A 13,840-nucleotide genomic window follows, 5' to 3' on the forward strand; every position below is an offset into this window, starting at 1 on the left:
AGCGCCGCGGACGTGGTCGCCTTTCGAGTCGGACCCTGATTAGTTGCTCCGGGTGCGTAATCTTTGACCATGGCTCACGAGCACACCAGTTCAGAAGAGACAGCAGTGGCGGTCGCCCCTGAGCGATTGCCGGACGACGTCGACGTCGCCCGCGGTTTGACCGCCGATCAGGTTGCGGCCCGGATCGCGTCGGGGCAAACCAACGACGTGCCGGACCGGGCGTCCCGCTCGGTCAAGGACATCATTCGCGGCAACGTCTTCACTCGCATCAACGCGATCCTGACCGTGTTGTTGGTGATCGTGCTCGCGACGGGCTCGATCATCGACGGCATGTTCGGGTTGTTGATCATCGCGAACAGCGGCATCGGCATCATCCAGGAGATCCGCGCCAAGCGCACGCTCGACGCTCTGGCCATCGTGAGTCAGGCCAAGCCGATGGTCAGGCGTGACGGCGTCGCCGTGGCAATGGCACCCAAAGATGTTGTGCTCGACGACATTATCGAACTCGGATCTGGTGACCAGATAGTCGTCGACGGCGAGGTGGTCAGTTCCGCCGCACTCGAGGTCGACGAATCGCTCCTGACGGGTGAAGCCGATCCGGTTCACAAGGCGAGCGGCCAGCAAGTGTTGTCGGGCAGTTTTGTTGCCGCGGGCAGTGGTGCATACCGCGCCACCAAGGTCGGCGGCGATGCATACGCGGCCAAGCTGGCCGAAGAGGCGAGCAAGTTCACCCTCGTGCATTCCGAACTGCGCAGCGGCATCGACAAGATCCTGAAATTCATCACCTACCTGATGATTCCGGCGGGTGCGCTGATCATCTTCAACCAGCTCTTCACCATCGGCCTGCCGATCCGACCGGCCCTCAACGGCATGGTGGCAGCTCTCGTTCCCATGGTTCCCGAAGGTCTTGTGCTGATGACCTCCATCGCATTTGCGGTCGGGGTCATCCGATTGGGCAAGCGCCAGTGCCTCGTTCAGGAGTTGCCGGCGATCGAGGGTCTGGCCCGCGTCGACGTGGTGTGTGCGGACAAGACCGGAACGCTGACCGAGAACGGCATGCGCCTGTCCGAGGTCGATGTCGCACCGGGCGGATCGGGGGAGGCTGCGGTCAAGTCTGCGCTGAGCGCGATGGCTGCTTCCGACCCTCGTCCCAACGCGAGTGTCCTGGCGATTCGCGAGTCGCTCTCGGACGATTCCGGGTGGGGCGAGGCGACAGCGGTGGCGCCGTTCTCCTCGGCGAAGAAGTGGAGCGGCCAGTCGTACGGCAGTCACGGTAACTGGGTACTCGGTGCCCCGGACGTTCTGCTCGATCCCGACTCGGAAATGGCCCGCAAGGCCGAGGAGGTGGGGTCGAGCGGACTTCGTGTCCTCATGCTCGGCAGCAGCGACCTCCCCGTCGACGACGCCGACGCACCGGGAACTGTCACCCCCGAAGCGCTGGTCGTACTCGAGCAGAAGGTGCGTCCGGACGCACAGGAGACGTTGGAGTACTTCGCCAGTCAGAAGGTGGCGGTCAAGGTCATTTCCGGCGACAACGCGGTTTCCGTCGGCGCCGTTGCGGGGTCACTCGGACTCGAAGGTGGCGACCGTCCGATCGATGCGCGGGAGCTGCCCAGCGATCAGGAAAAGCTGGCGGACACTCTCGACGGCGCAACAACCTTCGGTCGCGTGCGGCCGGATCAGAAGCGGGAAATGGTCGCTGCCTTGCAGTCTCGCGGACATACCGTCGCGATGACCGGTGACGGCGTCAACGACGTGCTCGCCCTCAAGGACGCCGACATCGGGGTCTCGATGGGTTCGGGCAGCCCGGCTACGCGAGCCGTGGCCCAGATCGTGCTGCTGGACAACAAGTTCGCGACGCTTCCGTACGTCGTCGCGGAAGGCCGCCGAGTGATCGGCAACATCGAGCGTGTGTCGAATCTGTTCCTGACCAAGACCGTCTACTCGGTGGTGCTTGCGTTCCTGATCGGCATCACCGGCGTCCTGTCCCAGGTCTTCGACTTCGAACCGCTGCCGTACCCGTTCCTTCCCCGCCACGTCACGATCGCAGCGTGGTTCACGATCGGTATCCCGGCCTTCATCTTGTCTCTGGCACCCAACAACGAGCGCGCGCGAACCGGTTTCGTCTCCCGCGTCATGCGCTTGGCGCTGCCGTCAGGTCTGATCATCGGCATCACCACGTTCATCTCCTACGTGCTGGCCTACCAAGGTCCGGACCAGACGGAGACCCAGAAGATCCAGGCCGGAACCAGCGCGCTCATCACGTTGATCATGATCGCCGTGTGGGTTCTGGCCGTCGTGGCCAGGCCGTACGTCTGGTGGAAGCTTGTTCTGATCGGTGGATCGGTGGCCGGCTATCTGATTCTGTTCGCTCTGCCGTTCACCCGAGAGTTCTTCAAACTGGATCCGAGCAACGTCGCTGCTACGACGCTCGCGATCACCCTCGGCGCGATCGGTGTTGTACTGGTGGAACTCTCGTGGTGGATCAGCGCACGCCTGCACGGGGAGAAACGGAAGATGTTCGCCACGCCGGACGACTTACCCGGCGAGCATCACCACGCGCACAGCGAGTAGACAGTTTCAGCGCCTGAACATCTGCACCCAGGCAATGCGATTGCCGCCGCGCTTCTTGGCCCGGTACATCGCATTGTCTGCGTGCTCGATCAGTTCGTTGACAGCTCGATCCGGTAAGTCCGTCTCGGGACTCAGATAGACACTGACGCCGGTACTGGCGGATACGGGATAGGGATCGGAGTCGGACGAGACCGCCGAATGTATCTCGGTGGCGACCTGTTCGATATCTCCTCGATCGACTCCGCGCAGGACGACGAACTCGTCCCCACCGATTCGCGCCACCACCGCATCAGGTCCGGCGGCAGCGATGAGGCGGTCGGCGACAGCGGTCAACGCATCGTCGCCCGCGACGTGGCCGTGAGTGTCGTTGAGGCTTTTGAACGAGTCGACGTCGATCAGAAGTGCGATCAGCGCCTGTGTTCGATCACTGCGCAGCAGATGCTGTGCCTCGTCTTGAAGTCCGCGGCGATTGAGCGTCGCGGTGAGGTAGTCCCGGTGGGCATTGCGTGCGTCGTCGGTCAGACGCAGCCAGACGATCTGCAGAATCCAGGCGGTGGAGAAAACCACACCGGCAACCATCAGATAGAGATTCACGACCACCCAGTTGTCGTTGACCGGTTCGGACATCGCCATGGCGGCCAGCGTCGTACAGACGGCAAGAGCCCAGCCGATGTGCGTGATGGCAACGCGTGGACTGTGAACTATCGCCGCGTAGAAACCGATCATGATGAACAGGATGCAGCCGATGGTTCCGACGAAAGCGGTGCGGACAGCGAAGAAAAGAGTGACGGCGAGCCACAGGTCGGCCCAGACGACAAAGGCCACGGATTGTCGCCAGGTGGGCCACGATTCGTTTCGTGCCCAACGGCAACCCGCGTAGATCCCGCTGATGCTTCCGACAGCGAGGACCGACCGCGCCAGGGCAGTGTCGGAACCGAAGCGACTCAACTGCATCGTCGCCGCGATCAGGGCGAAGAGGAAACACCACAGCGCAACCAATTTGCGCCCGGGAACGGTCAGCCCGCGGGTGTCGAGGAATCGGGGGAGCCAACTGTAATCGGTACGGTCTGACCACCACCGAGACAGCAGTTCACGCGTCGGGTGGGGATCGCTCCCCGTCCCGCGCAGTCCTGCATTCAAACCGGGCACCTGTCGATGTCGATGGGCGGTCAATCAGCTATTGGCGGGTTAACGCTACCTCGAGTAGTGCGAGGATCGTGAGCACGGACCTGCTTTCTGGCGCGGAGGCCGTCGACCTGTGAGAATCGAAGGGCGCGGAGGAACGATTCCGCCGAAGGATGTGCGTCAGCACCGGGAGAGGACACGGACATGGGTTTCTTGGACAACGTCAAGGGATTGGTCGAAAAGGGCCAGGAGCTCGCAGCGGAGAACTCCGACAAAGTTCACGACGCGATCGACAAGGTCGCCGACATTGCTGACGACAAGACCGGCAACAAGTACGGCGACAAGATCGACAAGGCAGCCGAGGCCGCCAAGAAGGCTGTTCCCGAAAAGCAGTAAGACCGGATTCGGCAATACCGTTTTTCGGTAACACCGTTGCTCAGGAGCCCGTAACCGAAAAGGTTGCGGGCTTCTGTGCGTCCGCTGGGTGAACTCCCAGGGTCGGCGGGCAGAATGAACGCGTGAACTTCACCTGGATTCTGCTGGTCGTCATTGCCGCCATTGCAGTCACCGGGCTGTCCAATCGACGAAACCTGCAGGCCCCGCTGGTTTTGGTGACGGTAGGTTCGGTCGCATCGTTCATACCCGGTATGCCGCGACCCGAACTCGACCCCCACGTCATTCTCGGTGTGGTCCTGCCGCCGCTGCTCTACTCGGCCGCTCTGAAGTTTTCGGTGGCGACCTTCAAACGCAACCTGGCACCGATCCTGCGTCTCGGCGTCGGAATGGTGTTGGTGACGGCGTTCGTGGTTGCCTTCTTCGCCGAATGGATGGTGCCCGAGTTCACGATCGGCGCCGCCCTCGTGCTCGGGGCCGTGATCGCGCCGACCGACGCCGTCAGCGCGGTGGCGGTCGGTCAGAAACTCGGGCTCCCGAAACGGGTCATCGCCATCCTGACGGGCGAGGGGCTCGTCAACGACGCCACCGCGCTGACGCTCTTCACAGTCGCCGTCGCAGCAGTGACCGGAACGCGAATTGCCACAGATTCGCCCCTGCTGTTTTTCGCGTACGAAGTGATCGGTGGCGTCGTCGTCGGCTTGGTACTCGCGTTTGTCGTCAAGTTCGTTCGTGCCCGCATGTACGACTCTCCACTCGAAACCGGCTTGGGGCTGGTGCTTCCGTTCGCTGCGTACCTGGCCGCCGAAGAACTGCACGCGTCCGGTGTTCTGGCCGTCGTGGTCGCCGGCTTGGTGATCGGGCACTATTCGACGGATGCGTCGATCATGACGAGACTGCAGGAGCGCTCGGTGTGGTCGAGTCTGGACACTCTTCTCGAGATGTTCGTCTTTGCATACATGGGTCTACAACTGAGCTTCGTGATCGACGATGTTGTCGCCGACGGGCTTCCGGTGCTTCACGTGTTCGCATACGGTCTCGCAGTCCTTGCCGTGGTCATCGTGATTCGGCCTCTGTGGCTGTTCCTGAGTTACTCGCGTGTTCGATTCGGTGTAACCCTGCGCCGCGATCGCGAGAATCAACTGACGTGGAAACAGAATCTGGTGGTCTCGTGGGCGGGCATGCGCGGCGTCGTGACTCTTGCTGCCGCCGGCGGTATTCCGTTCGCGCTCTCGTCCGGCGAGCCGTTCCCCGGACGCGGCGTCATCCAGGCGATCGCGTTCATCGTCGCTGTCGGGACCCTGCTGATTCAGGGTTCGACTCTGCCGTTCATGATTCGCCGCCTCGACGTCGCGGATCCCTACGAGCAGTTGCGCACGCAGGAACAGATGGAGCTGGCACGCAACATTTCTCGCAAGGCCGGTGAGAAGGCGTTGGCCGACGCTGCGGCGCACCCTCCACCGGGGATCGACGGAAAGGAACTGCAGGCAATCGTCGAACGTGTGCGGCGTTCGATGCAGGCGAGGCTTCAACTCCAGGAGGTCGACGAAGACGCCGATCGCGAGGCTGTCCTGTGGAACGCGGGAGCGTTGTTCGACAAGTTCCGGCATCAGTCACTGCGCTCGCAGCGAGTTGCGCTGATCGCCGCACGCGACGACGGCGATCTCGACGACGAGGTATTGCGTACCGTATTGGAAGGACTCGACATCGAAGAGGCCGCAGCCGAGGAACGTGTCAGGCGTCGCCGAGCAGGCAGCGCGGGCAAATAGAGGGGAACACTGCGTATGACGGTTCGGAGTTCGAGAGTTCGCGCAGGATGGGGAGTACTGGTGGCGAGCGCACTTCTCGTGAGCGTCGCCTGCGGATCGGATGTCTCGCCTGACATATCTGTCACCGACACCGAGACCACCACCACCACCCCGCCGGTCGAGAACAGTGCTCAACGCGGCGTCGTGTTCGACAGTCAACCTTTCACCAGCACAGCGGAAGTGGCGGCGTCCGGAGCGAGTGCGGTCAAGATCCTTTACGGCTCCACCTCCGGCATCGACGGCCGGGAGACTCAGGTATCGGGAACGGTGTTCACGCCGCCTGGAACTCCGCCGGAGGGTGGCTGGCCGATCGTTTCCATCGGCCATGGCACGACGGGTATTTCGGACGACTGTGCGCCGTCGACGTCGCCGACTCTTTTCGGCACGATCGGCCTGGTCGCACCGTTCCTCGACTCGGGATACGTTGTCGCTGTCTCCGACTTCGAGGGTCTCGGCACTCCGGATCCGCATCCTTACCTGCAACCCGACACCGCGGCGTTCAACGTCATCGACGCGGTTCGAGCGGCGCGCAACGTCGTTCCGGACACCTCGACTCGGTGGGCAACTCTGGGGCTTTCCCAAGGCGGGCAGGCCTCCTGGGCTGCAGCCGAGGAAGCCGAGACGTACGGCGACGGCCTCGAATTCGTGGGTGCGGCAAACCTGTCCCCGGCTGCGGACATCTCACCGATCATCTCGAGCGATTCCGAGGTGAATCTGTCTCTCCCACAGCAGTTGCTGCTCCCGTACGTGCTTGAAGGACTCTCACTCACCCATCCCGAACTCGAACGAACCGACTACGTGCGCGGAGCATTCGAGCAGAACTACGAACTACTCACCTCGTGCCTGACCTCTCGCGCGACCGAAAAGTTGGGCCTAGTCGGAAAGGTCACGCCGGCCGACACCCGGCCCGCCACCGCCGAGGACGCGGATCGAATTCACGCGTGGCTCAGCGACGTTGCTCTCCCACGTCAACGGGCGAGCGGTCCCATGTACGTCGTCGTCGGTACGAATGACAACCTCATCCGTCCGGAGTGGACCGAGGCGGCGGTCGAACGTGCCTGCGCCGACGGTGACGTCATCGAGTTCCACGCGCGGCCGGGCGAGGGTCACGCGGACGGCGCCGCTGTGCCGGGAGCTGTTGCGTGGGTCAAGGATCGATTTGCAGGTGTGCCGGCGCCGAATACCTGCGGGTCGTGAATCGATGACGCCGTTGGAGCGAATCCGCGCTCTTGCACTGGCATTGCCGGAAGCGACCGAGCGGGTCAGCCACGGTGAAGCGTCGTGGTTCGTGCGCAAGGCGCCGCAGTTCGTCACCATGGCGGATCACCACCACGACGATCGCCTTGCGATCTGGGCCGCGGCACCCCTTGGGGCGCAGGCAGATTGGGTCAGCCGCGATCCGTCGAGGTTCTTCGTTCCGCCGTACGTGGGTGGCCGCGGATGGATCGGCGTGTACCTCGACGTGCCGAGCGCCGACGAAACCGAGGACGAGAAATTTTGGAACGACGTCGCCGACGTCGTCGAAGATGCGTACCGCACGGTGGCTTCGAAAACTCTGATCCGGAAACTGGACGAGGATTCACGTTGAGCCCGGCCGTGGTCGCGCTTCTGAGCGTACTGATTCTCGCGGTGGCCGGGGCGCTGACAGCGGTGTGGATGCGCACCAGACGTGAGGTGACCACCCCCACCGAGCGTGCCGTCCACGCGGCGCTCCACACGGCTTCGCTTGCAGCGCGGCCACTTCGGCGCGGACTCGACAAGGATTCGGCGGCGGAGGCGGCGCCTCACCTGCGCGAGCTGACCGGCGGTTCCGGCTTGGGCCTGGCGGACGCGTCGGGAAATCTGCTGGCGTGGGACGGTCGTCACGAAGCGTTGGCCGATCAGTTCCACGACGCCGCCATTCGCGCGATCGAAGGTGAGCGCCGGGTGCTCGTCACCCACGCAGACCTGGTGCGCGGATCGAGCGATCACAGCGTGCGAGCGCTGATTGCGCAACCACTGCTGATCGAGGACATCGGCGTAGTCGGGGTGATGGGAATCGTCACCAGCGAAGATCCGTGGCCGGGAATGCTCGGAGCGGTCACCGAGGTCGCTCGGTACGCCTGCAGCCAGATCGAACTCGCCGACCTCGACGCGTCCCGGGCCCTGTTGGATCGAGCGGAAGTGCGGGCTCTGCGCGCGCAGATCAGTCCCCACTTCATCTACAACGCGCTCAACACCGTCGCGTCCTTCGTGCGGACCGACCCGGCGCGTGCCAGAGAACTGATTCTCGAGTTCGCGGACTTCACCCGGTACTCGTTTCGATCAGCGGGCGAGTTCACCCTGCTCGCCGACGAGCTACGCAACATCGATCGGTATCTGACTCTCGAACGCGCGCGATTCGGGGAGGCGCTGAACGTCCGCCTTCAGGTTGCACCCGAAGTGCTCAACGTGGTGCTTCCCTTCCTGGCACTCCAGCCGCTGGTCGAGAACGCGGTTCGTCACGGCATTTCGAGTAAGCCGGAGGGCGGCACTGTCAGCATCGTGGCCGCGGACGAGGGACCGGACTGCATCATCAGCGTCGAGGACGACGGAGTGGGGATGGATCCCGAACTACTGCGCTCCGGTTCACTCGACGCCATCGAGTCGGGATCGGGACGACCCAGCGCGCGGGAAGCCGCTCACGTCGGATTGGCCAACGTCGACGACAGGCTTCGCGCCGCGTTCGGAAACGACTACGGACTCGTAGTGGAGACGGCGCCGGGCGCCGGAACGAAGGTCAGTATGCGTGTTCCCAAGTTCAAGCAGGGGATTCACGTCTGATTCTCGCCTTCGATGATCAGGCTGAAACCGTCGTGGGAACATGGACCTGTTGTGAACGAGACTGACACTGATGCCCAGCTGACCGTCCTCGCCGTCGACGACGAGAAACCAGCCCTCGACGAGCTGGCGTTCTTGCTGCGCGCAGAGGGCTCGGTCGCGCACGTTCACACTGCATCGGATGCGACGACCGCGTTGAGGATCCTGCGCGGTGGAAGCATCGACGCGGTATTTCTCGACATCAACATGCCCGGACTCGACGGTCTCGAACTGGCCGGCATTCTCTCCAACTTCGCCACGCCGCCGCCCGTGGTGTTCGTGACAGCGCACGACGATCGAGCAGTTGCGGCATTCGATCTCGGTGCCGTCGACTACCTACTCAAACCGCTCCGGGAGGAGCGTCTCGCTCAGGCCGTTCAACGGATCGTGGGGTTGGCCGGGCGCGCCAAGAGCGAGAGCAAGCCCGAAGCTTCCTCGACCGACGAGGTGATCCCGGTGGAACTGGGCGGTGTCACGACGCTCGTTCAGCGGTCCTCGGTGGAGTGGGTGGAAGCCGACGGGGACTACGCGCGTTTGCACACTGCAGGGAAGTCGCACCTGGTGCGCATTCCGATCTCGACGCTCGAATCACGCTGGGCCGACGCCGGCTTCCTGCGCGTTCACCGCTCCTATTTGGTGTCTCTGGCGCTGGTCACCGGTATCCGCACGGTGGGCAGTGGATTGGTGGTGTGTCTGCGCCCGCACGGCGACAAGCCTCCCGTCGAGCTTCCGGTCAGCCGCAGACACACCCGTGAACTCAAGGATCGTCTGGTTCGTGCGCCCAAGCAGAGTTGGTTGTCGCGATGACGTCGCAGTCCGATCCTCCTCAACGTGAGCGTGTGGTGTTGGCGCAACGCAGCGGCGCTCGGATCGTGCGGACACGGGTGGAGGTGCAGGAACAGACCGAGGTCGGTGACGCCATGATCCGGGGTCTCGTTCGCGCGCAGTTGGGGCTGGCGATCCGCCTTGCGGTCGTCGCAGCCGGGCTTCTGTGTGCCGTACCGCTTCTGACGCACCTCTTCCCGACGCTGTCGGACGTCGCTGTCCTGGGAATCAGATTGCCGTGGCTCGTGATGGGCGGCGCGGTGTATCCCCTGTTGTTGATCACCGGCTGGGTGTTCGTACGTCGGGCGGAACGGAACGAGCAGGACTTCACCGACATCGTGGACGACTGAGCGCGGCGCTGTGGGAGGACAACCTATCCCGGTGTTGACGGTGATCGGCATCGTGGCAGCGGCTGTGGCGACGGTGGCGATCGGTATCTACGGAGTTCGGCTCGCTCGCACCACCTCGGACTTTCTCATCGCGTCGAGGACCGTCAGCGCGCGGTGGAATGCGACGGCCATCTCCGGTGAGTACCTTTCTGCTGCTTCGTTTCTCGGAGTCGCCGGGTTGGTCGCGAAATACGGTGCAGACGCCCTCTGGTATCCGATCGGATTCACCGCCGGATACCTCGCGCTGTTGCTGTTCGTCGCAGCGCCGCTTCGGCGTTCGGGTGCGTACACCGTCCCCGATTTTGCCGAATTCCGTCTCGGCTCACCGCGCTTGCGCAAGCTCGCGATGCTCGTGGTCGCGATGGTGTGCATCCTGTATCTGATTCCGCAGTTCCAAGGCGCGGGCCTGACGCTCAACATCTTGCTCGGTGTTCCCAGTTGGATCGGCGGCGTTGCGGTCGGCGTCATCGTCATCGCCAACGTCGTGGGCGGCGGGATGCGCTCGATCACCTTCGTTCAGGCCTTCCAGTACTGGCTCAAACTGACCGCCGTCGCGATTCCCGCTGTGGCACTGACCTTCTACTTCTTCGGCGATCACAACGACGTCGGCGCGTCGATGCCGCCGACGGTCACCACTGCAACGACGGTGGACATCACCACCGACGTCGTGGTCCAGGTGTCCGAGCCGGTGACGGTCAGCGGTGGCACGGTCGACGGGCGAGCGGTCGAAGGCACCGTCACCCTTGGGCCAGGGGAGCACACCCTCGGTGAAGGCATGTCCATGGTCCTCGACGCAGGAGCCGCGGTTCCGGTCGTCGCCGGAGCGCCTGCGCAGAACTCGGACTGGATCACTCCAGGTTGGGGTTTCGGTGGGCCGCACCCGATGTATCAGGTGTACTCGCTGATGCTCGCCACATTCCTCGGAACTCTCGGCCTGCCTCACGTTCTGGTCCGCTTCTACACCAACCCCGACGGCCGGGCCGCTCGTCTGACGTCGCTCGCAGTTGTCGGTCTGGTCAGCGTGTTCTACCTGTTTCCGACACTCCTGGGTGTCTTCGCTCGCCTGTATGTTCCGCAACTTCTGATCACGGGTACCTCGGATGCCGCGGTGCTGCTGCTGCCGGGGTCGGTGTTCTCGGGGTGGGGCGGACAACTGCTGGCAGCCCTCGTGGCGTCCGGTGCCATTGCCGCCTTCCTGTCGACGTCGTCCGGATTGCTCGTCAGCATCGCAGGGGTCCTCAGTACCGATGTCCTCCGCGGTCGAGTTCGGGATTTCCGCATTGCCGCACTCCTGGCGGGTGTCGTTCCGCTCGTGCTGTCGCTGGCGGTGGTGTCGGTCGACCTCTCGAGAACTGTCGGGTTGGTGTTCGCGGTCGCGGCGTCGACGCTCTGCCCTCTGCTCGTGTTGGGCATCTGGTGGCGCGGCCTGACCGCCGTCGGCGCCGGGGCAGGGATGGTGGTCGGCGGGTTCGTCGCGGGAACTGCCGCTACCGTCGCAGTTCTGGGCGGTTTGTCGGAGAACGTCCTCGGTGGCTGGCCGGCGGCCATTTTCGCGTTCCCGGCCGCGGTGAGCGTGCCGCTGGCGTTCGTCACGATGATCGTCGTGAGCAAGGCGTCGGCGAAGCAGGTACCGGCAGATATCGCGCGAATCTTCACGCGGATGCACGCCCCTGAACGGCTCGGAATGGGCTCCGACCGCGAGGACGATCTCCGCCAACCCTGACTTTCATCGCTCAGGGCCCCTGCCGTTGGTCGCGCCTGCCTGACCGTTCGGCGCAGCGCGCGACTGCTCAGCGTGTGACTGGCACCACAGCATCTTCATGTGACTCTGATCTCACTAACGTCTGTGCGTAGTTCACTTCACACGCGAGGCGAGGAGCCGGCAGTGTCCACAGCAGAAATCAGTGAGGGGTCGTCGCAAGAGCGACGCACCCCGGATGCCCAGGCATTCATAGACATGCAAGCGAGTCCCGAATTCCAGGAACTCCGAACGCGTCTGCGCAAGTTCGTTTTCCCCATCACTGCATTCTTCCTGCTCTGGTATGCGGTGTACGTCGTCCTGGCTACCTACGCGCACGACTTCATGGCCACCAAGGTTCTCGGAAACATCAATCTCGGCATCATCCTCGGCCTCGGGCAGTTCGTCACCACCTTCGCCATCACCGCGTGGTACGTGAAGTTCGCCGGCCGTGAGCTCGATCCCCGCTCCGCCGCCATCCGCGAAGAACTGGAAGGTCCCGCACAGTGATCACCACACTCGCCGCGTCCGGAACGGACGTAGGAAACCCCGCCTTCAACATCGCGATCTTCCTCGCGTTCGTCGTCGTGACCATGACGCTGGTCATCCGCGCCAGCCGGACCACCAAGAAGGCATCCGACTTCTACACTGGCGGTGGACAGTTCACCGGCCCACAGAACGGCTTCGCCATCGCCGGCGACTACCTGTCGGCGGCGTCGTTCCTCGGCATCGCAGGCGCTATCGCCGTGTACGGCTACGACGGTTTCCTGTACTCCATCGGATTCCTTGTCGCCTGGTTGGTTGCGCTGCTTCTGGTGGCCGAATTGCTCAGGAACACCGGAAGATTCACGATGGCTGACGTCCTGAGCTTCAGGCTCAAGCAGCGTCCGGTGCGTATGGCGGCAGCGCTGTCCACTCTGGCAGTTTCCCTCTTCTACCTCCTTGCTCAGATGGCCGGCGCCGGTGGACTTGTGGCGCTGCTGCTCAACATCGACGGCAAAGTGGGACAGTCGATCGTCGTCGCAATTGTCGGTGTGCTGATGATCGTGTACGTCTTGGTCGGCGGCATGAAGGGCACCACCTACGTACAGATGGTCAAGGCGGTTCTGCTGGTCGCCGGAGCCGGCATCATGTTCGTGCTCGTACTGTGGGCAGTGCGCGGCAACTTCTCTCAGTTGCTCGCCAATGCGCAGGACATGGTCAACAGCTCCACCACCAAGGGTGTGCAGGGACGAGACATCCTCGGGCCCGGTGCGAAGTACGGACTCTCCGGAATGACGAAGCTCGACTTCATCTCTCTCGGAATCGCTTTGGTGCTCGGCACCGCCGGCCTGCCGCACGTGCTGATGCGCTTCTACACGGTGCCCACTGCCAAGGAAGCTCGCCGCTCGGTGACCTGGGCGATCGCGCTGATCGGCGCCTTCTACCTGTTCACACTGGTTCTCGGCTACGGCGCGGCCAGCATGGTCGGACCGGACAAGATCTTGGCGGCACCCGGTAAGGAGAACGCGGCAGCTCCGCTGCTCGCCTTCGAACTCGGTGGCACCATCTTCCTCGGCATCATCTCCGCGGTGGCGTTCGCGACCATCCTCGCCGTCGTTGCCGGCCTCGCGATCACTGCGTCCGCGTCGTTCGCCCACGACATCTACGCCAGTGTCATCAAGCGCGGCAACGCAACCGAGGAGCAGCAGGTTCGAGTTTCTCGAATCACCGTCGTGGTCATCGGACTCGTCTCCATCGTTCTCGGCATCATGGCGATGGGGCAGAACATCGCCTTCCTGGTGGCTCTCGCCTTCGCAGTGGCGGCCTCGGCGAACCTGCCCACCCTGCTGTACTCGCTGTTCTGGAAGAAGTTCAACACCACCGGTGCACTCTTCAGCATCTACGGCGGTTTGATCAGCTGCTTGACGCTGATCGTCTTCTCCCCGGCAGTGTCGGGCAAGGCGTCGTCGATGTTCCCGAACTCCGACTTCGCCTGGTTCCCGCTCTCGAACCCCGGCATCGTCTCGATCCCGCTGGCATTCGTCCTCGGCATCGTCGGTACATACATCGGACGCAACAAGATCGAAGATCCGGCAAAGCAGGCAGAGATGGAAGTTCGCTCCCTCACCGGCGTCGGCGTCGAGAAAGCCGTCAGCCACTAGGAGGGG

General features: G+C 63.5%; 12 protein-coding genes. 11 read left to right on the forward strand and 1 reads right to left on the reverse strand.

What is annotated here, in order from left to right; all coding sequences use genetic code 11:
- Positions 1-69 precede the first annotated feature (69 nt).
- Positions 70-2,574 (forward strand): HAD-IC family P-type ATPase, encoded by a 2,505-nt coding sequence (locus ACFWEM_RS07480; RefSeq protein ID WP_378532418.1) that lies wholly within the window; start codon positions 70-72, stop codon positions 2,572-2,574.
- A 6-nt stretch (positions 2,575-2,580) separates the two neighbouring features.
- Here ACFWEM_RS07480 and ACFWEM_RS07485 read toward each other — a convergent pair whose 3' ends face one another.
- Positions 2,581-3,723 carry a diguanylate cyclase domain-containing protein gene (locus ACFWEM_RS07485; RefSeq protein WP_378532420.1) on the reverse strand — a complete coding sequence of 381 codons (1,143 nt, stop codon included), beginning with the start codon at positions 3,721-3,723 and terminating at the stop codon, positions 2,581-2,583.
- 180 nt (positions 3,724-3,903) lie between these two features.
- On the opposite strand from ACFWEM_RS07485, the gene ACFWEM_RS07490 reads away from it, so the two are divergent.
- From ACFWEM_RS07490 to ACFWEM_RS07535, 10 genes are all read left to right on the forward strand, one after another.
- On the forward strand, positions 3,904-4,095 hold the full coding sequence (locus ACFWEM_RS07490; protein ID WP_214884047.1) for an antitoxin: 192 nt from the start codon (positions 3,904-3,906) through the stop codon (positions 4,093-4,095).
- 122 nt (positions 4,096-4,217) lie between these two features.
- Entirely contained in the window at positions 4,218-5,861 is a 1,644-nt protein-coding gene (locus ACFWEM_RS07495; protein ID WP_378532423.1) for a Na+/H+ antiporter, read from the forward strand.
- 15 nt (positions 5,862-5,876) lie between these two features.
- The gene (locus tag ACFWEM_RS07500) at positions 5,877-7,097 is read left to right on the forward strand and encodes a lipase family protein (protein ID WP_378532425.1); all 1,221 of its coding nucleotides are present in this window, start codon (positions 5,877-5,879) and stop codon (positions 7,095-7,097) included.
- Between the two features lie 4 nt (positions 7,098-7,101).
- The gene (locus tag ACFWEM_RS07505; RefSeq protein ID WP_378532427.1) at positions 7,102-7,488 is read left to right on the forward strand and encodes an MmcQ/YjbR family DNA-binding protein; all 387 of its coding nucleotides are present in this window, start codon (positions 7,102-7,104) and stop codon (positions 7,486-7,488) included.
- Positions 7,485-8,702, forward strand: coding sequence for a sensor histidine kinase (locus ACFWEM_RS07510; RefSeq protein WP_378532429.1), 1,218 nt, complete (start codon positions 7,485-7,487; stop codon positions 8,700-8,702). The genes ACFWEM_RS07505 and ACFWEM_RS07510 overlap by 4 nt, the downstream gene beginning before the upstream one ends.
- Before the next feature lie 51 nt (positions 8,703-8,753).
- Positions 8,754-9,545 carry a LytR/AlgR family response regulator transcription factor gene (locus tag ACFWEM_RS07515; RefSeq protein WP_378532431.1) on the forward strand — a complete coding sequence of 264 codons (792 nt, stop codon included), beginning with the start codon at positions 8,754-8,756 and terminating at the stop codon, positions 9,543-9,545.
- The gene (locus ACFWEM_RS07520; RefSeq protein WP_378532433.1) at positions 9,542-9,913 is read left to right on the forward strand and encodes a hypothetical protein; all 372 of its coding nucleotides are present in this window, start codon (positions 9,542-9,544) and stop codon (positions 9,911-9,913) included. The genes ACFWEM_RS07515 and ACFWEM_RS07520 overlap by 4 nt, the downstream gene beginning before the upstream one ends.
- Before the next feature lie 10 nt (positions 9,914-9,923).
- On the forward strand, positions 9,924-11,675 hold the full coding sequence (locus ACFWEM_RS07525) for a cation acetate symporter (protein WP_378532435.1): 1,752 nt from the start codon (positions 9,924-9,926) through the stop codon (positions 11,673-11,675).
- Positions 11,676-11,837: 162 nt separating this feature from the next.
- Positions 11,838-12,200, forward strand: a complete 363-nt coding sequence (locus ACFWEM_RS07530; protein WP_378532437.1) for a DUF485 domain-containing protein — start codon at positions 11,838-11,840, stop codon at positions 12,198-12,200.
- Entirely contained in the window at positions 12,197-13,834 is a 1,638-nt protein-coding gene (locus ACFWEM_RS07535; protein WP_378532439.1) for a cation acetate symporter, read from the forward strand. Before ACFWEM_RS07530 ends, ACFWEM_RS07535 begins: the two co-directional genes overlap by 4 nt.
- Positions 13,835-13,840 lie beyond the last annotated feature (6 nt).

Origin of the sequence: Rhodococcus sp. NPDC060176 (assembly GCF_042728675.1) — a bacterium.
Classification (GTDB): domain Bacteria; phylum Actinomycetota; class Actinomycetes; order Mycobacteriales; family Mycobacteriaceae; genus Rhodococcus_F.

Coding starts and splice junctions, on each gene's coding strand:
- ACFWEM_RS07490 (WP_214884047.1), top strand. CDS start 3,904: ATGGGTTTCTTGGACAACGTCAAGGGATTGGTCGAAAAGGGCCAGGAG.
- ACFWEM_RS07500 (WP_378532425.1), top strand. CDS start 5,877: ATGACGGTTCGGAGTTCGAGAGTTCGCGCAGGATGGGGAGTACTGGTG.
- ACFWEM_RS07520 (WP_378532433.1), top strand. CDS start 9,542: ATGACGTCGCAGTCCGATCCTCCTCAACGTGAGCGTGTGGTGTTGGCG.
- ACFWEM_RS07505 (WP_378532427.1), top strand. CDS start 7,102: ATGACGCCGTTGGAGCGAATCCGCGCTCTTGCACTGGCATTGCCGGAA.
- ACFWEM_RS07480 (WP_378532418.1), top strand. CDS start 70: ATGGCTCACGAGCACACCAGTTCAGAAGAGACAGCAGTGGCGGTCGCC.